Annotated in this window: 24 protein-coding genes; 11 read left to right on the top strand and 13 right to left on the bottom strand. The window is 58.4% G+C overall.

The window, feature by feature from the left end; translation table 11 throughout:
• Window positions 1-10: 10 nt before the first annotated feature.
• From AO068_RS17260 to AO068_RS17205, 12 genes are all read right to left on the bottom strand, one after another.
• Window positions 11-697, bottom strand: a complete 687-nt coding sequence (locus tag AO068_RS17260) for a GntR family transcriptional regulator (RefSeq protein WP_054079125.1) — start codon at window positions 695-697, stop codon at window positions 11-13.
• On the bottom strand, window positions 694-1,089 hold the full coding sequence (gene hpxZ, locus AO068_RS17255) for an oxalurate catabolism protein HpxZ (protein WP_058408965.1): 396 nt from the start codon (window positions 1,087-1,089) through the stop codon (window positions 694-696). Before hpxZ ends, AO068_RS17260 begins: the two co-directional genes overlap by 4 nt.
• On the bottom strand, window positions 1,089-1,766 hold the full coding sequence (locus AO068_RS17250; RefSeq protein ID WP_058408964.1) for a cysteine hydrolase family protein: 678 nt from the start codon (window positions 1,764-1,766) through the stop codon (window positions 1,089-1,091). The genes hpxZ and AO068_RS17250 overlap by 1 nt, the downstream gene beginning before the upstream one ends.
• Window positions 1,763-3,304, bottom strand: coding sequence for an ABC transporter ATP-binding protein (locus tag AO068_RS17245; protein ID WP_161936595.1), 1,542 nt, complete (start codon window positions 3,302-3,304; stop codon window positions 1,763-1,765). The genes AO068_RS17250 and AO068_RS17245 overlap by 4 nt, the downstream gene beginning before the upstream one ends.
• Window positions 3,301-3,987 carry a biuret amidohydrolase gene (biuH, locus tag AO068_RS17240; RefSeq protein WP_058397441.1) on the bottom strand — a complete coding sequence of 229 codons (687 nt, stop codon included), beginning with the start codon at window positions 3,985-3,987 and terminating at the stop codon, window positions 3,301-3,303. Before biuH ends, AO068_RS17245 begins: the two co-directional genes overlap by 4 nt.
• Window positions 3,988-3,991: 4 nt before the next feature.
• The gene (locus AO068_RS17235) at window positions 3,992-5,008 is read right to left on the bottom strand and encodes a formamidase (RefSeq protein ID WP_058408962.1); all 1,017 of its coding nucleotides are present in this window, start codon (window positions 5,006-5,008) and stop codon (window positions 3,992-3,994) included.
• A gap of 26 nt (window positions 5,009-5,034) precedes the next feature.
• Entirely contained in the window at window positions 5,035-5,955 is a 921-nt protein-coding gene (locus AO068_RS17230; protein ID WP_058408961.1) for an ABC transporter permease, read from the bottom strand.
• Window positions 5,948-7,057, bottom strand: a complete 1,110-nt coding sequence (locus tag AO068_RS17225) for an ABC transporter permease (RefSeq protein WP_058408960.1) — start codon at window positions 7,055-7,057, stop codon at window positions 5,948-5,950. The genes AO068_RS17230 and AO068_RS17225 overlap by 8 nt, the downstream gene beginning before the upstream one ends.
• 9 nt (window positions 7,058-7,066) lie before the next feature.
• Window positions 7,067-8,176 (bottom strand): BMP family ABC transporter substrate-binding protein, encoded by a 1,110-nt coding sequence (locus tag AO068_RS17220; RefSeq protein WP_054071374.1) that lies wholly within the window; start codon window positions 8,174-8,176, stop codon window positions 7,067-7,069.
• A gap of 15 nt (window positions 8,177-8,191) precedes the next feature.
• A complete protein-coding gene (gene atzF, locus AO068_RS17215; protein ID WP_058408959.1) occupies window positions 8,192-9,997 on the bottom strand; it encodes an allophanate hydrolase in 1,806 nt (601 codons plus the stop codon).
• A gap of 249 nt (window positions 9,998-10,246) precedes the next feature.
• Window positions 10,247-10,627 carry a glyoxalase superfamily protein gene (locus AO068_RS17210; RefSeq protein ID WP_058408958.1) on the bottom strand — a complete coding sequence of 127 codons (381 nt, stop codon included), beginning with the start codon at window positions 10,625-10,627 and terminating at the stop codon, window positions 10,247-10,249.
• Between the two features lie 98 nt (window positions 10,628-10,725).
• A complete protein-coding gene (locus tag AO068_RS17205) occupies window positions 10,726-11,205 on the bottom strand; it encodes an Lrp/AsnC family transcriptional regulator (RefSeq protein ID WP_005745878.1) in 480 nt (159 codons plus the stop codon).
• Between the two features lie 233 nt (window positions 11,206-11,438).
• Between AO068_RS17205 and AO068_RS17200 the strand changes: the two genes are divergently transcribed.
• The 8 genes from AO068_RS17200 to AO068_RS17165 all read left to right on the top strand — a co-directional run bounded on the left by AO068_RS17200 (window position 11,439) and on the right by AO068_RS17165 (window position 17,568).
• The gene (locus AO068_RS17200) at window positions 11,439-11,819 is read left to right on the top strand and encodes a Dabb family protein (protein WP_058408957.1); all 381 of its coding nucleotides are present in this window, start codon (window positions 11,439-11,441) and stop codon (window positions 11,817-11,819) included.
• Window positions 11,820-11,832: 13 nt separating this feature from the next.
• Entirely contained in the window at window positions 11,833-12,255 is a 423-nt protein-coding gene (locus AO068_RS17195) for a DUF2000 domain-containing protein (RefSeq protein ID WP_005743265.1), read from the top strand.
• A 25-nt stretch (window positions 12,256-12,280) separates the two neighbouring features.
• A complete protein-coding gene (locus AO068_RS17190; RefSeq protein WP_058408956.1) occupies window positions 12,281-13,678 on the top strand; it encodes a phenylacetate--CoA ligase family protein in 1,398 nt (465 codons plus the stop codon).
• A 2-nt stretch (window positions 13,679-13,680) separates the two neighbouring features.
• The gene (locus AO068_RS17185; RefSeq protein WP_005743267.1) at window positions 13,681-14,664 is read left to right on the top strand and encodes a branched-chain amino acid transaminase; all 984 of its coding nucleotides are present in this window, start codon (window positions 13,681-13,683) and stop codon (window positions 14,662-14,664) included.
• Window positions 14,665-14,666: 2 nt separating this feature from the next.
• Window positions 14,667-15,287 (top strand): bacilysin biosynthesis protein BacA, encoded by a 621-nt coding sequence (locus AO068_RS17180; protein WP_046835320.1) that lies wholly within the window; start codon window positions 14,667-14,669, stop codon window positions 15,285-15,287.
• Between the two features lie 50 nt (window positions 15,288-15,337).
• The gene (locus AO068_RS17175) at window positions 15,338-15,922 is read left to right on the top strand and encodes a carboxymuconolactone decarboxylase family protein (RefSeq protein ID WP_230017731.1); all 585 of its coding nucleotides are present in this window, start codon (window positions 15,338-15,340) and stop codon (window positions 15,920-15,922) included.
• 39 nt (window positions 15,923-15,961) lie between these two features.
• On the top strand, window positions 15,962-16,885 hold the full coding sequence (locus AO068_RS17170; protein WP_235592563.1) for an ornithine cyclodeaminase family protein: 924 nt from the start codon (window positions 15,962-15,964) through the stop codon (window positions 16,883-16,885).
• A gap of 62 nt (window positions 16,886-16,947) precedes the next feature.
• On the top strand, window positions 16,948-17,568 hold the full coding sequence (locus AO068_RS17165; protein ID WP_005743272.1) for a LysE family translocator: 621 nt from the start codon (window positions 16,948-16,950) through the stop codon (window positions 17,566-17,568).
• 49 nt (window positions 17,569-17,617) lie between these two features.
• Here AO068_RS17165 and AO068_RS17160 read toward each other — a convergent pair whose 3' ends face one another.
• Window positions 17,618-19,039 (bottom strand): sugar porter family MFS transporter, encoded by a 1,422-nt coding sequence (locus AO068_RS17160; RefSeq protein WP_002552378.1) that lies wholly within the window; start codon window positions 19,037-19,039, stop codon window positions 17,618-17,620.
• 309 nt (window positions 19,040-19,348) lie between these two features.
• Between AO068_RS17160 and hmpA the strand changes: the two genes are divergently transcribed.
• The 3 genes from hmpA to AO068_RS17145 all read left to right on the top strand — a co-directional run bounded on the left by hmpA (window position 19,349) and on the right by AO068_RS17145 (window position 21,794).
• Entirely contained in the window at window positions 19,349-20,536 is a 1,188-nt protein-coding gene (gene hmpA / locus AO068_RS17155) for an NO-inducible flavohemoprotein (RefSeq protein ID WP_058408954.1), read from the top strand.
• Between the two features lie 87 nt (window positions 20,537-20,623).
• Window positions 20,624-21,040 (top strand): ester cyclase, encoded by a 417-nt coding sequence (locus tag AO068_RS17150; protein WP_058408953.1) that lies wholly within the window; start codon window positions 20,624-20,626, stop codon window positions 21,038-21,040.
• A 127-nt stretch (window positions 21,041-21,167) separates the two neighbouring features.
• Entirely contained in the window at window positions 21,168-21,794 is a 627-nt protein-coding gene (locus AO068_RS17145) for a glutathione S-transferase family protein (protein ID WP_058401732.1), read from the top strand.
• The last annotated feature ends 220 nt before the right edge of the window (window positions 21,795-22,014 follow it).

Here is a 22,014-nt window from a genome sequence, read left to right as displayed (position 1 = left end):
CGTCAACGCTTCATGCCTCATGCCGCCGTCGCGCATCACTGAGCATCGATATCGTCAGTTTGCGCACTTCGAGTTTGCTGATTTCCACATGAGAGCGCAGTAACAACAGCGCTTCGTCCCGTTTGCGTGCCTGCAATGCATTGAGGATCGCGGCGTGCTCCAGGTAGGTATGTTCGATGCGGGCGCTTTTGAAGAAGTCCAGTCTGCGCACGATGCGAATGCGCTCGGTCACTTCCTGATGAACACGGGCCATTTCCAGATTGCCCGAGGCGGCCACCAGTTGGGTGTGAAACTGTTCGTCGAGGTCTGCGACGACCTGCATATCGATCTGCCAGTGGCTGCGATCAATCAGCCAGTGCTGACGCAGCACATTGAGTTCCGGATGCACTTCGTGGGATGCACAGATACGTTCGACCGCAGCACATTCAAGCACGATGCGCAGATCGTACAGCTGGTCGATCTGGTCGAAATCCAGCGGCTTGACTGACCAGCCCCGTCGAAACTCGACGTCCAGATAACCCTCGCGCTGCAGCCGGTACAATGCGTCACGCACCGGCGTGCGTGACACCTGATAACGGTCTGCCAGTTGCGTTTCGGTGAAGCGGTCGTAGGGCAGCAGATAGAAGTCGAAGATCTCCTGCTTGAGCCGCCGATAGACGTCTTCTGCCAGCGCGTTGGTGGTGTTGGGGGAATTCAAGGGCGTGGCTCCAGGCTGCTCAGGTCAATGCTGACATGTGCGGCAACGACTTTCCAGCCGCCGTCCAGGCGTGCCCAGGTTTGCATCTGCCGTCCCAGACGCTCAGTAACGCCATCGTGAAACTCGGTGCTGACGGTGGCGAAGTCTTCACCGAAGGTGCTAACCACGGTGCGCAATAATTTTCGACCGGGCCCGACTGGCTGACAGTGGCGTCGATAGCGCGCGATGGCTTTGGCACCGTGCAGGTTTTCCGCGACGCCATAGCGAACGGTCTGTTCGGAATTCCAGAAATACCCATCCAGCGTGGTCAGCTCGTTGGCCAGCAGGGCGCGCTCGTAATCAGTGAACGCGCTGGTCACTTCGGCGACGATGTGCGCAAGGTTGATGTCCATCAGGGTGTACTCCTTGTTTGCAGGGCGTGTTGCAGATCGGCCAGTGACGCTGCACGCCCGACAATCGCGTTTTGTGCGGTGATCATGTCCAGAGTGGCCTGTTTGAAGGCCGGGAAATAGCTTTCGGTCGCATCTTCGATCAGCAGGCAGCGATAACCCCGATCACTGGCTTCGCGCATGCTGGTCTGCACGCAGACTTCGGTGGTAACGCCTGCGAAGATCAAATGAGTGATCCCGGCGTCGGTCAGCCGCTGATGCAGGTCGGTGGCGAAGAACATGCCCTTGCCCGGTTTGTCGATGACCCACTCGCAGGCGAGCGGCGTCAGGCTGTCGATAATCTGATTGCCGGGTTCGCCGCGAATCAGGATGCGGCCCATCGGGCCGAGGTCGCCGATACGCAGGCCCGGTGAACCTTGGGCCAGCTTGGCGGGCGGGCAGTCGGCAAGGTCCGCGCTGTGCGATTCACGAGTGTGTATGACCACTATGCCCTGATCACGGGCCAGCGCCAGCAGTTGTTGCACCGATGGCACGATGGCCTGCAACGGTGCGACATCGTTGCCCAGCGCGGCACCAAAGCCGCCGGGTTCGAGGAAGTCGCGCTGCATGTCGATGATCACCACAGCGGCACAGGAGGGGTCGAACGTGAAGCAGTCCGGACGCGCATTGACGCTGATCATGCCGGTTCTCCGGCAAGCTGCTCGGCACCGGCCATGTGTCGACCCAGCTCGGTTCGATCAGCGGCGGCTGCGCTGGTTTCAAAAACCAGTTCGCCGTCATGAATGACCACGATGCGGTCTGCCAGGCTCAGCAGTTCGTCGAGATCTTCACTGAGCAGCAGGACTGCTGTGCCGCTGTTGCGCGCGTCGATCAGGCGCTGGTGGATAAGCGCGACACTGGCGAAGTCCAGGCCGAATACCGGATTGGCGACGATCAGCACCGCGACGTCATGGGTCAGTTCTCGCGCCAGTACGGCGCGCTGCACATTGCCTCCCGACAAGGTGCCGATGGGACGGTTCGGGTCGTTGGGCGAGACCTTGAACTGTTCGATCAATGTGCGCGCCTGTGCGCCTATTGCACGACGATCAAGACGCCAGCCCTGACGGCACAGCGGCGGCTGGTCGAAGTTGCGCAGGGCCAGATTGTCGGCCACGCTGAAGCTGCCGATACAGGCGTTGCGCAAGGGCTCTTCGGGCAGGCTGAACACGCGCAGACGCTGCATCTGTTCACGCTGCGCATGGTAAGGCTGGCCATCGACCGATATCTGCCCGGCACTGAAGGGTCGCTGGCCGAGCAGGGCTTCGGTGAGTTCGCGCTGGCCGTTACCGGAAATACCCGCAACCCCGACGATCTCTCCCGGCTGCACTGCCAGAGAAAGGTTTTTCACCGCCAGCGTGCCTTTGTCACCGGGTACATCCAGCCCCTCTACCTGCAACTGGGGCGTACGGGTTGCCATGACCGGCCGATCGTTGCTCACGCTACGCACTTGCGCTTCGCCCATCATCCAGGCAGCCATCTGCTGCGTGGTGGTGTCGGCCACTGTCGCTGTGCCTACCCAGCGGCCCTTGCGCAGCACGGTGACGTCATCGGCATAGGTGCTGACTTCGCGAAACTTGTGGGTGATCATCAGCACGGTGAGTTCACCGCGATGTGCCATCGACTGCATCAGCCCCAGCACTTCATCGGCCTCTTGCGGCGTGAGTACCGAGGTCGGTTCATCGAGAATGATCAGCCGACGTTGCAGATACAGCTGCTTGAGGATTTCCAGTTTCTGTTTTTCACCTGCGGCCAGACTGCTGACCGGCCGATGGATATCCAGACAAAAAGGCATCTTTGCCATGAAGGCTTCCAGGCGCTCGTACTCGCTGGCCCAGTTGATACGCCACGGCAGATCACCGCGCGACAGCACCAGGTTTTCCGCAACGCTCAGGCCCGGCGCCACGGTGAAGTGCTGATACACCATGCCGATATGCAACTGATGAGAGTCGCGCGGGGTGCGAATCTCGTGTTCGCGGTTGTCGATCAGAATGCTGCCCGACTGCAGCGGGCTGTAGCCGATGATGCCTTTGACCAGCGTACTCTTGCCGGCGCCGTTCTCCCCGAGCAGGGCGTGGACGGTGCCGGCGCGGACCTTGAAGGACACCTCGTCGAGTGCGCGAAACGCTCCGAAATGCTTGCTGGCACCAATCGTCTCAAGGCTCGGGGCGCGCATGTTCATGCTCCCAACAGGTCGCGAAGCATTGAGGAATGGCCGACTGCGCCGAACACGCCACCCTGCATTTTGACCATGCTCAGGGCCGCCGCATGATTGCCAGGGTCGGTCGCCCCGCAGCAGTCTTCCAGCAGCAGGCACTCGAAGCCACGGTCATTGGCTTCGCGCATGGTGGTGTGCACGCAGACGTCGGTGGTGATGCCGGTCAGGATCAGATTTTCGATGCCACGAGTGCGCAGAATCAGTTCCAGATCGGTGGCGCAGAAGGAGCCTTTGCCGGGCTTGTCGAGCACGATTTCGCCGGGCAGCGGTGCCAGCTCGTCGATGATTTCCCAGCCCGGCTCGCCACGTACCAGAATCTTGCCGCAGGGGCCTGGGTCGCCGATTCCCGCGCCGATGCGCTGCGAGCGCCAGCGTTTGTTGGCGGGCAAGTCGCTGAGGTCCGGGCGATGGCCTTCGCGGGTATGGATGATGGTGAAGCCCAGCGGGCGCATCGCGGCGAGCAGCGCCTTGATCGGCTCGATGGGCGCTCGGGTCAGGGCCAGGTCGTAACCCATGCTGTCCACGTAGCCGCCGACGCCGCAGAAATCGGTCTGCATGTCGATCACGATCAAGGCTGTGTTGTGCGCATGCAATTGCCCATTCCAGGGCCAGGGGTAGGGCGCCGATGCAATATGACGTTCACTCATGGCGTTAATCCTTCCAGCTGCTGGGGGTGGGTTTGAATTCGCGCTCAGGCGCAGTAAAGCCGCAGGCGCTACCGTCGGTATGCACGACATCGTCTTCCCAAGGCAGACGGTATTGGCCTGCGGTCAGATCATGCATGTAGGTGTAAGGACAGTCGCGCGCGCCACCCTTGACCGCCACGTAACCGCGATGGCCGAATTGATAGATGTTGTTCTCCACGCCCCAGTGCACACGGGCTTCGCGTACCAGGTCGGGGCGCAGTTCGCAGCAGACGATTTCGTCGGCCCGACCACCGCCTTCAGCCATGATCGTGCCGTCGAAGTCGACGAACATGGCCTCGCCCATGGAGTCGAACGTGCCGTCGGAGCCACACATGCAGACGCTTGCGGTTTGCATCAGGTTGGTGAAGGCATTGCTCTGGTTGGTGATCTTCCACGAGTGACGGATCGGTGCGGTATAACCCGCTGTGCGCAGCATGATGTCGGCACCCTTGTAGGCGCACTCGCGGGCCATTTCCGGAAACATGCCGTCGTGGCAGATGATCAGCGCCAGCTTGCTGCCACGCGGCCCGTCGCAGACCGGAATACCCAGATCGCCAGGCTCCCAGGGCTCGACTGGCACCCACGGATGGAGCTTGCGGTAATACAGGCGAATCTCGCCGAGGTCATCGACGATCAGGCCGCTGTTGAACGGGTTGCCGTGCGGGTTGGCTTCCATGATCGAGAAGCAGCCCCATATGCGCTGCTCCCGGCACGCCTCACGCAGCGCCAGGACTTCCGGCCCGTCGAGGCTGCACATGATCTCTGGCGCGGTGCTCATCGACAGGCCATGCAAGGAGTACTCGGGAAACACGATCAGGTCCATGCCCGGATTGCTGCGTCGCGCCTTGGCCACCATGCTGACCACTTTCTGCGTTTGTGCCCACAACGCCTCGCGGGTATGCGGATCAGGCAGCGCCAGTTGCGCCAGGCCGATCACCACACCACTGGGCGACTTGTTCAAACCACCAAGACCACTGGCCATGTGCATGCCTCCTCGAAAAGATCAGTTCATCGCGTCAGGCTGAGTTCACCAGGTGCGCCGTTCAGGGTGCGACCACGGCGGCAAGTGGCGTACATCACCACCAGCGTCAGCGCATAAGGTGCTGCGGCAAACAGGTAATAGCCGGTGCTGATACCGACCGCTTGCAGGGCCGGGCCGATGGCACCGGCAGCGCCGAACAGCAATGACGCCCACAGACACGCCAACGGGCGCCAACGGGCAAATATCACCAGCGCGACGGCCATCAATCCTTGCCCGCTGGACAGCCCTTCATTCCAGCTGCCGGGGTAGTAAAGCGACAGGTAAGCGCCGCCGATTCCGGCCAATCCGCCGCCGACCGCTGTCGCCAGAATGCGCACCTTGAGCGGGCGATAGCCCAGCGCCTGAGCGGTTTCGGCGTGATCGCCGACCAGACGCAGCATCAGCCCCCAGCGCGTGGTGCGCAGCCCCCAGTGCAGAACGAACGCCAGGGCTGCACCGACGAAGAACAGCACGTTGATATTCAGCGCCGAACGCACGCGTTCTTCGTCGCTCCAGGCACCCAGTGCCAGTGACGGCAGCATGGGGGCTTGCGGCTGGATAAACGCTTTGCCAAGAAAAAACGCCAGCCCGGTGCCGAGCAGAATCAGCGCGATGCCGAACGCGATATCGTTGACCCGAGGTAACGAGCAGGCCAGGCCGTGCAGCAGGCCCAACAGAATGCCAACCCCGGCGGCAGCGCCAACGCCCAGCCATGCCGAGCCGCTCAGGCACGCCACGGCGTATCCGGACATCGCGCCGGCAACCAGGATGCCTTCCAGCCCCAGGTTGATCCGGCCGCTTTTCTCGGTCAGGCATTCGCCCAGGCTGACGAACAGAAAAGGCGTACCGACGCGGATCGCGCCAGCCAGCAATGCCAGCAGAAAGGTGCTCAGGTCGATATCAGCCATGTTGCAGTGCTCCCTTGTCGACCGACGCAGGCGACGCCGTCAGCCTGATCTTCCAGGCGGCGATACGCCCACCCAGGGCTTCCCAGAGCAGCAGATTGGTGAACAGCAGCCCTTCAAGAATCAGCGTGGTGGCGTCTGGCAGGCCAAGCCGTCGTTGCAGCAGCCCACCACTGGCTTCCAGTCCACCCAGCAAAATGGCGCAAACGATAATGGCCAGTGGATGATGGCGTGCGGCGAAGGCGACCAGAATGCCGCTGGTGCCGTAGCCGGCAATCAGTGCGGCGTTGGCGCTGCCTTGCACAGCAGTGACTTCGAACATTCCGGCCAGACCCGCTGCCGCGCCGCCCAGCAGGCAACTGAGCAGGATCAAACGGTCCACCGGCAAGCCGATCATCAACGCCGTGCGTACGTTGCCGCCGACCACGGCGAGGGCAAAACCCTTGATGCTGTGGCGTACCAGTACATAGGCCAGCAGACAGGCGACCACGCCCGCCACCAGACCCCAATGCACCTCAAAACCGTCACTTATGGTGCCGATCATATAGGCATCGTCCAGCGGCGGCGTCGAAGGCTTGTTCAGGCTTGCCGGATCGCGTAACGGCCCTTCTACCAACTGCCGGAACAGCGCCAGAGCGATGTAGGAAAGCAGCAGGCTGCTGATCGTTTCGTTGACTCCGCGACGCTGTCGCATCCAGCCACTCAGACCGATCCACAACGCGCCCACGCTCATCGCCGCCAGGGCCATGCAGACGAGCATCACCCCGGCTGACAAATTGCCGAGCCACAAGGGTGTCACTGCCGCTGCCAGACCGCCCAGTACCAGCGCGCCCTCGCCGCCGATAATGATCAGCCCGGCCCGAGCGGGCAGGGCGACGCACAATGCGGTCAGCATAAGAGGCGCAGCGCGTTGCAGGGTGTTTTCCAAAGCGAACCACGAGCCGAACGCGCCTTCGCCGACCAGTTGCAGGGCTTGCCAGGCAGGCTTGCCCTGAACCGCCAGAAACAGCCCGAACAGCACGCACGAGGAAAACACCGCCAACACCGTAGGCAGCCCCGGCAGCAGCGCGCTGGCCAGGCGGCGCAGACTAATGGATAGGCTCATGAACATTCCTCAGAGCTGGCCAAGTACACCTTCGACCAGGTAATTCATGCTCTCCAGGGCGATGTCGGTCTGGCCTTGTGAAACACCATCGGCAATAACCACCGCGCCTTTGTTGTCCTTGAGCGGGCCTTTGAAGATCACGAACTGCCCGGCCATCATTTGCGCCTTGATGGCGTCCGCTTGCTGTTTGGCGTCGGCAGTCACCGAGGGCCCATAGGCGGACGTCTTGACGAAGCCTTCCTTGAGCCCGCCGCGCAGGAAGTTGATCATCGGCGCGCCGCTCTGGGCTGCCGCTACATGGGCGCGATAAGGCGTTTCCCAATTCCATTCGGCACCGGTCAGGTAACCTTTGGGTGCCAGCGCGGCTTGGCTGGCGTGGTAGCCACAGGTCATGACACCGCGCTTTTCAGCCGTCTCGACGATCACCTTGGGGCCGTCGACATGACAGGTAAGTACGTCACAGCCCTGGTCGATCAGGCCATTGGCGGCTTCTGCTTCCTTGACCGGCAACGACCAGTCACCGGTAAAGATCACCGTGGTCACGATGCTCGGGTCGACCGAGCGGGCACCCATGGCGAACGCGTTCAGGTTGCGCAGTACCTGAGGCACAGGCTTGGCGGCCACAAAACCGAGTTTTTTGCTCTTGCTCATGTGTCCGGCAATCACGCCGTTCAGGTATTGCGCTTCGTCGATGTAACCGAAAAAGCTGCCCGCGTTGATCGGGTCCTTACCTTTCTGCCAGAGGCCGCCGCAATGCGCGAAGCGCACGTCCGGGTACTTTTTCGCGACCTTGACCACATGCGGCTCAAAGTAGCCGAATGAGGTCGGAAAAATCAGTGTCGCACCGTCCTGACGGATCATGGCTTCCATGGTCTTCTGCACGGCCACGGTTTCCGGAACGTTTTCTTCCTCGATCACTTTGACGTTGGGCAGCGTCTTGATGATGGCCGCTGCTTGGGCGTGGGCCTGGTTGTAACCAAAGTCGTCGCGAGCGCCGACGTAGATGAAACCCACCACCAGCGGCGCGTCGGCTGAGTAGGCACGACCAAACGGCAGTGCTGCGCTCAGGCCGATAATGCCTGCCAACTTGATGAAACTGCGACGATCAACGTTCGACATGCGTGCTACCCCTGATCAATGAGCGATGGAAGATGTGTGCGCGGCGCGGTAGGCGCGCCAGCCTTTGAAATCAGTGATGTCCAGCGCGCCCTCAAGGCCGGCTGGCTCACAGATGAAACCCTTGACCCACTGGCCGTCGGCCAATTGCAGAGAACCGATGCCCAATGGCGCGGGAATCGCAGCGACAAACGCCCCGAACAGGCTCAGCGGTATTTCCCAGACCTCGACTTCGATGCGCTCGCCCTGTTCAGGCACACGCACCAGGCCCGGCTTCGGTGGCGAAGTACCGGCCAGTGCATACAACCGGTAATCTGCGCTGGTGGTTGTGGTACGCAGCAGACGAGCACTGCCTTCGAGCAATTGCCAGTTGAGCGGCTGGCCGACGAGGTGCGCGCCGACAACCGCGACCTGCACGACAGGGCTGTTGCGGGGCAAGGGTGCCATCGCGACGGCTTCGCTCTGGTCTCTCTGACCGAAGAGCGGCTGCCAGGCTGCGGCTATTTCTGCCAGGCGTTGGTCGGCACCGGCGGGGCCGATCAGCGTGATGCCCGCAGGCAACCCGTCGGCACGGCGCTCTGCCGGAACGGCGAGGGCGCACATATTCATCAGGTTGACGAAGTTGGTGTAGTAGCCGAGCTGTGAATTGAGCTCGACCGGGTTGGCGAGCACTGCATCAATGGTCGGCATGCAGGGCGCCGTCGGGACCACCAGCACATCGACCCCGGCCAGCAATTGCTGGGCTGTTCGCGTCAGTTCCGCCAGTCGATAGCGGGCATTGAATGTGTCCACGGCATCAAACGAAGCTGCGCTCTGCAGGATGCCGCGCACCACTTGATGAATATCGTCAGCATGGGTGGTGAAGAATTTGCCTACCGCTGCCCTTCGCTCGGCCACCCATGGGCCTTGGTACAGCAGGGCCGCGGCCTCGGCGAAGACATCGAAGTCGATGGGTTCGATAGTCACCAGCGGGTCGCTTTGCAGGGCTTCCAGGGTTTTGATGTAAGCCGTTTGCGCCTGCGCATCACCGAAGAACTCGCAGTGCCTTGGCACCGCGACACGCCGAGCCCTGCGCTGCACCGCCAATGCCTGCACGGCCACACTGGCCGGGTCGAGCGGGTCGTAAGCCGCGATGACCTGCGCCACTTGCCAGGCTTGCAGCACATCCCCGGCAAATATCGACGGGCAGTCCAGCGTGCGACAGGCGGGCACCACGCCTCGGCTGCTGAACAGGCCAAGGCTGGGCTTGAGCCCGACGATACCGTTGAACCCGGCGGGCACTCTGCCTGACCCTGCCGTGTCCGTGCCCAGTGCAAAACTCACGTAGCCACGCGCGACGGCCACCGCCGATCCGGAACTGGAGCCGCCGCTGACGTAGGCCGGATCGTGGGCATTGCGCACGGCCCCGTAGGGCGAGCGGACACCCACCAGACCGGTGGCGAACTGATCGAGATTGGTCTTGCCCATCAGGATCGCACCACTGTCGAGCAGTAACTGTACGACGTGAGCATTTTTCTCGGGCGTGTAGGCGAAAGCCGGGCACGCAGCCGTGGTCGGTATTCCGGCCACGTCAAAATTGTCCTTGACCGCAAATGGCACGCCGAACAGCGGCAGTTGCTCATACACCGAATCGCCCGCTTCTGCGGCAATGCTTTCCAGCGTCTTCGCCCTTTCAAGAAGCTGCGTCACGGGCACGCGATGAATCCAGACTTCCGCCCGGTCATCCGCATCAATGTGCGCTGTAAGGGTTTGCACAAGTGCCGTCAGGGTTGTTTGACCTGAACGTAACGCCGACTGAAGTTGGGAAATGTCGAGTGCGGTCATAGTGGTGTTCATTCATGTATACAAGATGAACTGGCACGTTTGCACGTTATGGGCCAAGGTTGACCGAAGGCGGATTGGCAGGGGATTAAAGGCTGTTAGCGAAGTTTTTTGACGCAGTCATGCGTCATCTTTGCGCTTGAACGCGGCAATGTGCACAACGATGGATCACGGCATATCCATTGTGCCGGCAGTGGTGGCGTCAGCCGGACAACCGGTTTATCGGTCTCCGCTGACGTTAATGCGTTTGCCTCAACTCTGGCAGAACCTGATGCGGTTGCCGAACGGATCGCAGACTTCAAGTACCTGGCCCCAGCCCTGCTGAACAATGCCGGGTCGTGCATAACCGTACTGTTTGCCAATCAGCTCATCGCGCAATTGCTCGATGTTTTGAGTGGGAATAAACACCGCAGCCCCCGGGCAGGCGTCGCCGTGATGTTCGGAAAGGTGCAAATGCAGGCCATTGCGGCTGATCCCCAGATACAACGGCAGATCGGCCTCGAAACGATGCTCGAATTCGACGCTGAAACCGAGAAAGTCGAGGTAGAACTCACGCGCTTTGCGTTCGTCGAACATCCGCAGGATCGGGATGGCACTGTCGAAAGTCACAGTGGCTTGCTCGGTCGTGGACATGACTATTCCTTTATTGAAAACGATCGATTGTTTGATGTTTGCAGGCGATGCATGTTTGCTGACCCGAACTTGCCATCCAGGGCCTAAGCCTGATGCGGTCAGGCCGCAGGTTTGACCGGAAATGAGACGAAAGGCTTTATCTCCTTCAAGACGAACATGCTCTGCATCTCTTTAATCCCAGGGAGCCTTCTGACCACCGTCATGGCGAAGTCGGCAAACGAATCCAGGTCGCGTGCCACCACCTGAAGCAGAAAGTCGGCATCTCCGCCGATGCTGTAGCACGCCACGACGTTCTCCAGTTGCATGACTTCCTGCTCGAATTTTCTTGCCTCGGCTTCACTGTGAGAGTCGATGCTGACCCGAATGAACACCATGACACCCAGCCCGATCTTGCGACGGTCCAGCACCGCTCTGTAACCCAGCACATAGCGATGCTCTTCAAGTTGTTTGACCCGTCGCCAGCAGGGCGAGGCAGACATGCCGATCTGATCGGCCAGGGTCTGATTGGTGATCCGGCCGTCCTGTTGCAGGGCCGTGAGGATCCTTACATCAGTAGGGTTCAACGTCTGATAGGTCATAAATTCCGCAACTCCCTGTGGATGGGGGGAATTCTACCTAATTCGGTGATGCTGACAATCAGAATAGATCATTTCTTCCTGTTTAAAGCGTGTAGTATTTTTTCAGGCAAGGCTTGGTAAACGTCTCATCCATACACTGTTTGCATACAGCTGGGTTGTTTAAAAATTGCATAGGGGCAGGCCCGCTTATCAATAACTCTGTAAACGTTGTGGGCTATAAACAAGGACGATGCATGATTCTCCACTTGGTTTTTTTCAAGTTTCACGAGCCTTTTCAGTGGTGTGACAATGAAGTCATTGAGGCAGAGGCTGCCACCCGTCGACACCCGCACCATATTAACGAGATTGCAGGCTGGGCCTGTGGAAGAAATATAAGCTTTCGTAAAAGAGCCATGGATTTTGTGGTTATGGGCTTATTTGAAAGTCAGGAAGAACTTTCAAGTTTTCTTATTCATCCTGATCATCAGGACGGTGTGCTCAAGTGGCAAAAGATCGCCAGTTGGCAGGTCGTGGACATTGATATTACTAGTGAAACAACGCATTGGTCAGGGCTGCTCGAGGGCTGGGCTGACGTTGTCAGGTCACCGCTCGATGCCTTGAGCGTTTCTCGATAGTTGGAGGGGGACCATGAATTTTGATGCGACACTTCATAAGTGTGTAATCGTTGTTGATAAGTCGCTGGGTCTGGGGCATGCCGCGAACGCAGTTAGCGTCATCGGCGTCAGCATGGGGCGTTCCGTAGACGGGCTGGTAGGCCCGGACATGCAGAGCCGCGACAGTGTCAACTATCCCGGCGTTATCTACGCGCCTTTGCCGATCCTGTTGTCTAGCAATGAAAGCCTGCGCGAGCTTCAGGAAAAAGCCTTGGCCGACGATGAAATTTTCAGCATTCCTTTCAGCGCACTGGCGCAGTCCTGCAAAACCTATCAGGAGTATGAGTCACGAATCTCCGAGGCGGACAGTTCGTCCATCGAGTTGGTCGCGATCGGGCTGATAGGGCCGAAGAAAAAGATAAGCAAACTGTCAGGAAACTTTCCGCTGTTCAAGTAAATATCTTAATGACAAGGAGGTTGGCGTGTACGCTTTATTCAAACCGGATCTTCTAGAGTTGGCGCGTGCCACGTACCAGCAGCATGCGTTGTTTGAAAACGATGGTATCTCCCTTGAGGAGTTAAGGTCTATCCAACTCGACCGCCTCAGGCAAACACTTCGTTACGTCAAAGCCCATTCTCCGTTTTATCGCGACCTGTTGTCCCCTTCGGACGCTGCATTGGGCACTCTGGACTGGCACGCTTTCCGTCAACTGCCATTTACGACGAAAGATGACTTGCGCACGGCAGGTCACTTCATGCTCTCTGCTCCGCTGGCCGATGCCTGGATCTATTACGAAACCACCGGTACAACAGGAGCGGCCACGCCCTGTCCGCGTAACGAGCGGGATTCGATATTCAACAACACCCCATTGATACTTCGTTACGAGGCGCTTTTCAAGGCTCACGGCGAACGACACATAGTCGGTGTCATGGGGCCTACGGAGCTTCACTCCACCGGAGATACATTCGAGGACGTCTGTCGAAGTCTGGGGCACACGGTAGTGAAAATGTGGCCGCGATCACCTGTCGTCGGGATGGAACGTGCCATTACGTTGATCAGGGAACTGAAAATCTCCGCACTGGTGTGTACTCCCGCAGTTGCAATCAGCCTGGCAAGGCATTTGATCAACAAAGGGCAGACCCCCTCATCGCTGGGTGTGAAGTTGATATTCACGTTGGGTGAACTCACCACCCCTGGCTTGTTGCGCAACATTGGCGATGTATGGAACAGCGCGGTTTACAACTGTATGTACGCATCCCAGGAGTCTTCCATTCTCGCCGCGTGTGACAAGCAGGGGCATTTGTGCACCGTGCCCTTGAATGTTGTCTATGAAGTGGTCAACCCGATCACCGGCGAAGTCCTGGAACCGAAAGACGGCCAGATGACCGGTGAACTGGTTATCACGCACCTCTATCAGGGCCAAAAGCCCCTTATTCGGTATCGCACCGGAGACACGGTCAGAGCCCGGGTTCTGAATCAGGGCAAGTGGCAGATCATCCCGATCGGACGGCTCAGAGACACGCTGGTTATAAACGGACGCAACCATTGCGCCTACGACGTCGAAGCAGCGCTGTTCGAGCATCTCACAGGCTGTCTGGATTATCACATCCAGGTCGAGACCGTGTCGGGTATCGATAAATTAAGCGTCACTATCGAGTTGCAGCCCAATAGCGAAGCCCGAAATGACCTGAACGCTGTAGCCGGCTTTATGGAGACTGCACTCGGTGTTCCCGTAAGTATTACTGTCGGCCCTACCGACGCTGTGACTGGCACGGCAGCGATGGTCAGCTGGAAAGCTGCCCGACTCCATGACAAACGTACGGGCGGCGATAATCTGGAGCGTGATACCGCCTTGAAGATCGCTGCACGGAGGGCCTGACCATGGTCGACGTGCCGCTCAACACTAAAAGTAGTCCGCGCAAACCTCACCCATGGGTGTACCTGGATGATCGTTTTGTCGCCGCTGCAGAAGCTCTGGTTCCAATCACGACCCAGGCATTTAATTACGGCACTGCGGTGTTCGAGGGTATACGCGCTTACGTTGCTGATAACGGCGAGCTGAATGTCTTCAGGCTCGACGATCACCTTAAACGTATGGAGAACTCAGCCAGGTTGCTGCAGTTGGACAGCCTGCCTGGCCGCACTGAACTAAAGGAAATAATTCTTGATTTACTGCGTCGCAATGAGGCGCTGACCGACTGCTATATCAGGCCCATGGCCTATAAAAAAGCGCTGCTGCCCGGCGTTGGTTTTGGTGTAAAGCTGACCGGCGTCAGCTCAGGGCTGGTGATCAATACTCTGGCAATGGGCGCCTACATGCCCGCTGCCGGCATCCGCTGCGCCGTTTCGAGCTGGCGACGCATCCCGGATGTATCTCTTCCTTCGCGAGCGAAAATCACCGGTAGCTATGCCAATTCGGCGTTGGCCATGGAGTCGGCGCAACGCAACGGTTTTGACGATGCGTTGATGTTGAATATTCACGGCAATCTGGCCGAGTCAACCACCTCCAATGTGTTCGTGGTCAAGGATGGATGCCTTATCACACCGCCTCTCAGTGCACACATTCTAGAGGGCATTACCCGTGATTCGATCATGACCCTGGCCAGAGAAACATTAGGATTAAGCGTGGTGGAACGAGACATTTCGTTTTCCGAATTGTATTCGGTCGACGAGTGCTTTCTTGCTGGCACAGGGGTCGAGATCGTACCCGTGACACAGATTGATCACTACGTATTGCAGGACCACAAAGTGGGCAAAGTAACCGGCGCGCTGAGAAGCCTCTACCTGCAAACGGTAAAAGGTTCGCATAGCCGATATGCCCACTGGCTGAGCCCCTTGCACAATCGAACATCCGGAGATTTATGACAATGGACAGTAAATTCCTGAATTTGAGTGTAGGCGACTGGCGCGAGGTGATGATTCATACATTGGGGCCGAGTGGAACCAGTAGTGAAGCAGCGGCTGGTTTTTTTACCGAATGGCTTGGCCAGCGCTTTCCTGAATCACAGGTGCAGATCAACCTCAGTGACTCTTATGAGCATGCCTGCTCAGCGATGGACGAGCGCATCCCCGGGGTACTGATCGTGGCCAACGCCTATCCGCAGATTCATAACTTTTATATGAACCCGCGGTTAAGCCTTGTGGCCACTTTCGTCTTCGATACCCCAGAGTATGGCCTGGTGAGCAAGGGGCAGTTGAATACCAGAAAACTGACGATAGCGACTCATCCCGCTCCGCTGATGCTGATTCAGGAGTTGCTGCCTGACGGTTTTGAAGTCGACTCGGTGATCTTTTCGCTGTCTACCAGCGCCGCTGCGGCTGCGGTAGCCAGGGGTGAAGTTGACGTTGCGTTGACCACCGAGGTGGCAGCCCATATCCATGGGCTTCAGTTCATATCGAAGACTCGCCCCATCCGCATGCTCTGGTCCGTCTTCGCGCCGATCCGGTGGAGCACTCAACCCGTTGAAGTCAGCGCACGCTACCGCTGATTCCCCAAACATAAGGCCACCTGGTCAAGCCGGGTAGCCCCGAATCACTTTTGATCGAGGTCATCATGACTGTCTTGAAGCTCCACACGATCGATTCTGCCCCCCTGAAAAGTAAAGCGTTGCTTCAGAGTTCAATCGACAACTTTGGCTGGATCCCCAATCAAAGTGCCTATATGGCCGAGTCGCCTTCATTATTGGGCGCTTACCAGCGGGCGCATGACCTAGTTATCGAAAGCTCGTTGAGCGAAGAGGAAAAGGCTGTGGTCTGGATAACCACAGGGGTGGAAAACGCGTGTTCCTATACCATTCAGGCGCATGCCTTCATTGCCTTGTCCAAGGGCGTCGATCAGTCCGTGGTCGATGCATTGGCTCATCAGCCTGCGCACCTGAATGTCCGTTTGCGGACATTGCGCGAGTTTACCCAGCAAGTGATCAACTGCCGTGGCCGCTTGAGCGGGGCAGCCGTAGAGGCCTTACTCAAAGCGGGCTTCAGTAAACAAAACATGCTGGACGTTATTCTCGCTGTCGCACAGAAAAACATGTCAACGATCCTGAACAGTATTGCCGGTACTGAAATCGATGAGCGGTTCAAATGGGAAGCCTTTCAAGGGCTCAACACAGTGTCCGAGGCTTGAACGATGCTTCATTTGGACGGTAATACGGTCAAGTCGCTCATGAATATTCAGCTCAGCCTCCAACTTAGCGAGGCCGCGTTCCTGCTGCATTCTTCAGGGCAGGTAGAGCAGCCGTTGCGTACCGTTATCAAGGGCGGTGATAACGCACTGATGGGCGTCATGCCTGCCTACATCAAGAGCGGTCCTTACCAGGGGTTCGGTCTGAAGTCAGTGGTCGTCAGGTTCGGAGACGCTGCCAGCGGTCCTTCTCACATGGGCACGATACTGATTTATGACGAGGCGCAGGTTGCCCCTGTCGTAGGGGTGGACGCAGGTGCAGTTACGGAAATCCGTACAGCGGCTGCATCTGCTCATGCAACACGGTTGCTGGCCGTCCCCGACGCCAGTCGCCTTGCCATCCTGGGCACGGGCTTGCAGGCGAGAGCTCATCTGCAGGCAATGCAAGCGGTAAGGCCGATCAGATACGTTTCAGTATGGGGGCGTAGCAACGAGGCCTGTCGCGAATTTGCGGCCTGGAGCGCGCAGAACTGCGATCTGCCCATTTCGATTTGCAATACCGCTGCCGAGGCTGTTAGCGAAGCCGATATCATCTGTACCACCACTGCTGCACGTTCGCCCATCTTGTTTCATGCGGATCTTCCGGTGCGCTGTCACATCAACGCAATCGGCGCTTCAGCCCCCGGTTTTCAGGAACTGCACGAGGATATCTATCAGGACGTTACGTTATTCACTGACTGCAACCGTTCGGTGCTGGCCGCATCCGACTGCGTGATCAAGGCCGTTGAGAAAGGTCTGCTTGCGCAGCCGGGTGGCGGAACAGAGATCGGCACACTGTGCAAAGATGAAACGCCGCAAACAACTCGAGGCATAACAGTTTTCAAGTCGGTTGGGCTGGCTGTGCAGGATCTGGTGTTCTCTCGGGAAATAATCCGCCAGTGGGTAGCGTCCCGTTTAAACGGTTAGCGGTCTTACTTGGTTTACGGCGCTGCTCGCCGGGCACTTATAATTATTTCAAGGAGTGCAACATGCTTGATCTTACTCAGGTTCTTACATATTCGGCTGCGCTGGGCATTGCCGCAGCCATTCCCGGCCCCGGTATGGCTGCGCTGGTAGCACGGAGCGTCAGTGGCGGCGCGGTGTCAGGTTTCTGCCTGCTGTCCGGGCTGATTCTCGGTGACTTGACCTATCTTTCATTTGCAGTATTTGGCCTTGCCATGATTGCCGAACACTTCAATGCGTTGTTTCAGGTCGTGCGTTGGGGGGCCGCGATTTATCTGTGCTACCTGGCCTGGCAGTTCTGGTTCGCAGACCATCAAGCCATAGAAATCGGAAAATCAGCAAAGAAAAAAGAGTTGCTGTCTGCGGCCGCTTCAGGATTGACCATCACCTTGGGCAACCCCAAGACCATTGCCTTTTATCTGGCGCTTTTACCGTTGGTCATCAATCTCGAAACGGTTTCTTTGCAGACGTGGGGGCTGGTTCTGGTGCCGTTGACCGTGCTGGTGTTGCTTGGCGTCGGTGCAGTATTCATATTTGCCGCATTGCGCATTCGACATTTATTGTCGAGCGAGCGCGCCCAGAGAAAACTGTTTCGCGGTGCGGCAGCAATCATGGTAGCGGCGGCAGCTTCGATGCTGGTGCGCTGATCTGCCTGGAGGGTAGATGAGGCCGTCTATGGCCTCATCCGGTCAGCCGTTACAGCTCTTTCTTCAAATGCTTCTCGATCTGCTCAAGCGATTTGCCTTTGGTTTCCGGAAGGCACAGGAAGACAAATATCAACGAGCCGACGTTGATGGCCGCAAAGATGAAGAAGGTCGGGTTACCGATGGTATCGACTGCAATCGGGAAGGTGAATGCCACCGATGCGTTGAACAGCCATTGCATCGATACCGCTGTGCCGGTCAGCAATCCTCTCACCTGCATCGGGAACAATTCCGACATCAGCAGCCAGTAAACCGGCGAGATGCACATCTGCATGAACAGCAGGAACACCAGAATGCAGGCGAGGGCGGTGTAGCTCTGGGTCAGGTTCTGCGGCATGAATTGCAGCACGCAACCCAGCGCTGCCTGCATCAGGATGACCATCACCAGCCCGGTCATCAACAAGTGCCGACGGCCGTAACGGCCAATCGCCCAAATGCCGAGCAGGGTCGCGATAACCGATACCACGCCGTTGCCGATGGTGGCGGTCAGCGCGGCGTTGGTGCCCATGCCGGTATTCTTGAGAATGATCGGCGTGTAATACATAAAGGCGTTAACGCCTGTGAGCTGCGCGGTAAAGCCCAGACCAATGCCGATCAGCAGCAACTTGATCACCCAGCCCTGACGCAGCAACTCCCTGGCTTTCGGGCGGTGACGAGCCTCCTCGTCCTGCGCTTTCATCTCGTCCACTTCGCGCTGCGCATCCTGCTTGTTGGTGCGCAGTTGCTCCAGCACATCCTGCGCTTCATCGAAGCGGCCTTTGGACGCCAGCCAGCGCGGCGACGGCGGTACGAAGAACGTACCGACCAGCAGCAACACGCCCGGCACCATGGCGATGGCCAGCATGTAACGCCAGATGCCAGGTGTGTGCAGCAGAGCGGCCATGACCGCGCTTAGAACGTAGGCGAGCAACTGGCCGCTGACGATCATCAGTTCGTTACGGCTGACCAGTCGCGCACGACGCGACGGTCCGGCGATTTCGGCAATGAACACCGGCACCGTAGCCGAGCCGCCACCCACCGCAATACCCAGCAGGAAGCGTGCAGCGACCATGAACGGAATGGAAGGCGCGATGGCCGTGCCCAGTGCGCCAGCAATGAACAGCACCGACAGCAGACGCAAGGTCAGACGGCGTCCGAAACGGTCGGAGATGTAGCCGCTGGCAAGCGAGCCAAACGCAGCGCCGACGATCAGTGAAGCGGTGATCATTCCTTCGCTGTAGGCATCCAGGCCCAGCCCGCCCTGATCAGTGGGGAGCGTCATGAAAGGCAATGCACCGGCGATGATGCCGGTGTCATAGCCGAACGCCAGCGCACCCATGGTGGCCACGAGTACGGAGATAAAGATGAGTCGATTCGGTGAAGCGCTTTGCCGACCTTGCGGATCGGCCGCTGCTGAGGTGCTACTTGAAGACATGAATCTGAAGTCCTTCGCTTGAAACCAGCGTCGCGCCAGTACGTAGATGTCAGGCTTAGGGCGATGTGTTGCGCGCTAGTTCCCTACAAACCCGGTCGGGATTGAATTCTTGAAGATGCTCTGCGTGCGAGGATGGCTGAAACGATTAACTGGATCTGGTCATAATGACCAAAATTTTCCGGATATTAGTCAATAAGACTCAGTCCTTTTGACTTTTAAATTTGCTATTCATTGATTTTAAATGGGTTTTTATCTGGCACGTGCGTTGCTCTGGTTCCATGAACGAAACTGCACACTCTGGAGTGGATCATGCTCAGCACTGCCCATCGCGACATCATCAAAGCCACCGTACCGATCCTTGAAACAGGCGGCGAGGCACTGACCACTCAGTTCTATCGCATCATGCTCGATGACTATCCTCAGGTTCGTCCGCTGTTCAACCAGGCCAACCAGGCAAATGGCGCACAGCCACGGGCGCTGGCCAATGCGGTGTTGATGTACGCGCGCAATATTGATCGCCTCGAAAACCTCGGGCCGTTGGCGGCGCAGATCGTCAACAAACATGTCGCGCTGCAGATACTGCCAGAGCATTATCCGATTGTTGGTGCCTGCCTGCTGCGCGCCATTCGCGAGGTGCTGGGCGCTGAGGTCGCAACGGACGCAGTGATCGAGGCCTGGGCTGCGGCGTATCAGCAACTGGCAGACATGCTGATCAATGCCGAGCGCGATGTGTATGAAAGCATCGCCGCAGCACCGGGTGGCTGGCGTGGCGGACGGCTGTTCAAGGTTGTTCGCAAGGTGCCGGAAAGCAGCGAGATCATGTCGTTCTACCTGCAGCCTGTTGATGGTAAACCGGTCATCGCGCACAAGCCCGGTCAGTACATCGGTATCCGGTTGAACAGCGAAGGCGGAGAAATTCGTAGAAATTACTCGCTCTCTGCGCCTGCCAACGGTGTGAGCTATCGCATCAGCGTCAAGCGAGAGCAGGGCGGCGTTGCGTCCTGTTACCTGCACGATCAGGTCGCAGTGGACGACACCGTAGAATTGTTCCCGCCCTCTGGCGAGTTCGTGCTTGTCGAAGGCAGCAAACCGCTGGTACTGATCAGCGGCGGTGTCGGCATCACCCCGACGCTGGCCATGGCGGAAGCTGCGTTGCAGGCAGGTCACCGACACGTCGTGTTTATCCACTACGCTCGTAATGCCAGCGTGCAAGCGTTCCAGGCGGTCATTGATGACTGGCGCGAGCGATATGCGCAGTTTGCGGCGCACGTGGTCTACAGCGAAGTTGCGGCCGGTGACGCACCGGCGAATAGTGTGACGGGGCCTGCTTCGATTGAGCATCTGCAGCAATGGCTGCCGGCGGACAGGGACGTCGAGGCCTATTTCCTTGGTCCGAAGCCGTTCATGGCGTTCATGAAGCGCGCGCTGCACGAGCTGGGTGTTCCGGACGGGCAAAGCCATTATGAGTTTTTTGGCCCGGCTGAGGCGTTGGCCTGAGCGCATTTCAGATGCGCAGAACCGCATGTCTTTTGACGCAGGCCCTTAAAAAGGCTGCTTCGAGTATTTTGAACAGGAGGGCACGCCATGAATCTGACCGAGCGATATCGAGCTTATATTGCCTGTCTCAACGAACGCCGCTGGCAGGATCTGGGCGATTTCGTCGACGACGACGTGCAATACAACGGCGAGCGGATCAGCGTGGCCGGCTACCGGACGATGCTGGAAAACGACGTCAGCATTATTCCTGACCTGCGTTTCAACATCGACCTGCTGGTGGTTGAGGCGTCACAGGTGGCTGCCCGCCTGATATTCAACTGTTCGCCGCAGGGTCTATTTCTGGGGCTGGACGCGCATGGCCAGCGCATTACCTTTTCTGAAAACGTGTTTTACACATTCAGCGACGGCAAGATTGTCAGCGTCTGGTCGGTCATTGATAAAGCCGCAGTGGAGCGAGAACTTCGTGGTGAGCCAGCGGCCGCCTCCAGTGACAGAAGCGCCTGAGATTTTCATCGGTGTGCAGCTCATCAACGCAGCTTTTCCGGCACGCTCGTCGAAGTAACCGCATTTCAGGGCACTCCCCGGTGGCAGCGCAGTCTTTTCTATACACTATCACCCGGCGGAGCCTGAAATGATCACTGTCCACCACCTGAACAACTCCCGTTCGCAGCGTATTCTGTGGCTGCTTGAAGAGCTCGACCTGCCCTACGAGATCAAGCGTTATCAGCGCGACCCGAAAAGCAACCTTGCACCGCCTGAACTCAAGGCTGTGCACCCGCTGGGCAAATCACCGGTTATTCAAGACGGCCCGCATGTCGTCATCGAGTCCGGTGCCATTGTCGACTACCTGATTCGCCGTCATGGCGATGGCCGACTGCAACCGGACCCTGCCAGCGCTACCTACGATGAGTACGTACAATGGCTGCACTTCGCGGAAGGCTCGGCCATTCTCCCGCTGATGCTCAACCTGTATGTCGGACGTCTGGGGGATGCGGGTGCGCCGCTGCATCCGCGTATCCAGTCGGAGCTTGCCAATTATCTGGGTTATCTGAACGACTCTCTGGGGTTGACGCCTTATCTATTGGGAGAAGAACTGAGTGGCGCGGATATTCAGATGAGCTTCATTGGCGAACTCGCCAAGGCCCAGGGAATGCTGCAGCCGTACCCGAATGTGACGGCGTGGGTTGAAAGACTGCAGAGCAGGCCTGCGTACCGCAAGGCTTTGGAGCAGGGCGGGGAATATTCTTTCGCCAAGTAACCGCCATGCCTTAGGCGTTTGCGCCGCGGTTCCTCATGCTCCGCCAGGTAATGAAGCTCTCGACGCTCTGCGTCGCCAAGAGGACGCAGAGCGTCCGGAAAGGCATACGACGCAGAGCGCCGCACGATAATTGCGATTAGCGTTCCGCACGCTCCAGCGTGGGAATGCAGCTCTCGACGCTCTGCGTCGCCAAGAGGACGCAGAGCGTCCGGAAAGGCAT

The sequence above is a fragment of the Pseudomonas sp. ICMP 3272 genome, assembly GCF_001466905.1.
GTDB lineage: Bacteria > Pseudomonadota > Gammaproteobacteria > Pseudomonadales > Pseudomonadaceae > Aquipseudomonas > Aquipseudomonas amygdali.
Note: the sequence above shows the minus strand (reverse complement) of the source record. Positions and strands in the feature narration are given on the sequence as shown.

What these genes read in the sequence shown, in the direction of transcription:
- hpxZ (WP_058408965.1), bottom strand. Translation starts at nt 1,089, where the DNA reads ATGGACATCAACCTTGCGCACATCGTCGCCGAAGTGACCAGCGCGTTC.
- AO068_RS17250 (WP_058408964.1), bottom strand. Translation starts at nt 1,766, where the DNA reads ATGATCAGCGTCAATGCGCGTCCGGACTGCTTCACGTTCGACCCCTCC.
- AO068_RS17245 (WP_161936595.1), bottom strand. Translation starts at nt 3,304, where the DNA reads ATGAACATGCGCGCCCCGAGCCTTGAGACGATTGGTGCCAGCAAGCAT.
- biuH (WP_058397441.1), bottom strand. Translation starts at nt 3,987, where the DNA reads ATGAGTGAACGTCATATTGCATCGGCGCCCTACCCCTGGCCCTGGAAT.
- AO068_RS17235 (WP_058408962.1), bottom strand. Translation starts at nt 5,008, where the DNA reads ATGGCCAGTGGTCTTGGTGGTTTGAACAAGTCGCCCAGTGGTGTGGTG.
- AO068_RS17230 (WP_058408961.1), bottom strand. Translation starts at nt 5,955, where the DNA reads ATGGCTGATATCGACCTGAGCACCTTTCTGCTGGCATTGCTGGCTGGC.
- AO068_RS17225 (WP_058408960.1), bottom strand. Translation starts at nt 7,057, where the DNA reads ATGAGCCTATCCATTAGTCTGCGCCGCCTGGCCAGCGCGCTGCTGCCG.
- AO068_RS17220 (WP_054071374.1), bottom strand. Translation starts at nt 8,176, where the DNA reads ATGTCGAACGTTGATCGTCGCAGTTTCATCAAGTTGGCAGGCATTATC.
- atzF (WP_058408959.1), bottom strand. Translation starts at nt 9,997, where the DNA reads ATGACCGCACTCGACATTTCCCAACTTCAGTCGGCGTTACGTTCAGGT.
- AO068_RS17210 (WP_058408958.1), bottom strand. Translation starts at nt 10,627, where the DNA reads ATGTCCACGACCGAGCAAGCCACTGTGACTTTCGACAGTGCCATCCCG.
- AO068_RS17205 (WP_005745878.1), bottom strand. Translation starts at nt 11,205, where the DNA reads ATGACCTATCAGACGTTGAACCCTACTGATGTAAGGATCCTCACGGCC.
- AO068_RS17200 (WP_058408957.1), top strand. Translation starts at nt 11,439, where the DNA reads ATGATTCTCCACTTGGTTTTTTTCAAGTTTCACGAGCCTTTTCAGTGG.
- AO068_RS17195 (WP_005743265.1), top strand. Translation starts at nt 11,833, where the DNA reads ATGAATTTTGATGCGACACTTCATAAGTGTGTAATCGTTGTTGATAAG.
- AO068_RS17185 (WP_005743267.1), top strand. Translation starts at nt 13,681, where the DNA reads ATGGTCGACGTGCCGCTCAACACTAAAAGTAGTCCGCGCAAACCTCAC.
- AO068_RS17180 (WP_046835320.1), top strand. Translation starts at nt 14,667, where the DNA reads ATGGACAGTAAATTCCTGAATTTGAGTGTAGGCGACTGGCGCGAGGTG.
- AO068_RS17170 (WP_235592563.1), top strand. Translation starts at nt 15,962, where the DNA reads ATGAATATTCAGCTCAGCCTCCAACTTAGCGAGGCCGCGTTCCTGCTG.
- AO068_RS17165 (WP_005743272.1), top strand. Translation starts at nt 16,948, where the DNA reads ATGCTTGATCTTACTCAGGTTCTTACATATTCGGCTGCGCTGGGCATT.
- AO068_RS17160 (WP_002552378.1), bottom strand. Translation starts at nt 19,039, where the DNA reads ATGTCTTCAAGTAGCACCTCAGCAGCGGCCGATCCGCAAGGTCGGCAA.
- hmpA (WP_058408954.1), top strand. Translation starts at nt 19,349, where the DNA reads ATGCTCAGCACTGCCCATCGCGACATCATCAAAGCCACCGTACCGATC.
- AO068_RS17150 (WP_058408953.1), top strand. Translation starts at nt 20,624, where the DNA reads ATGAATCTGACCGAGCGATATCGAGCTTATATTGCCTGTCTCAACGAA.
- AO068_RS17145 (WP_058401732.1), top strand. Translation starts at nt 21,168, where the DNA reads ATGATCACTGTCCACCACCTGAACAACTCCCGTTCGCAGCGTATTCTG.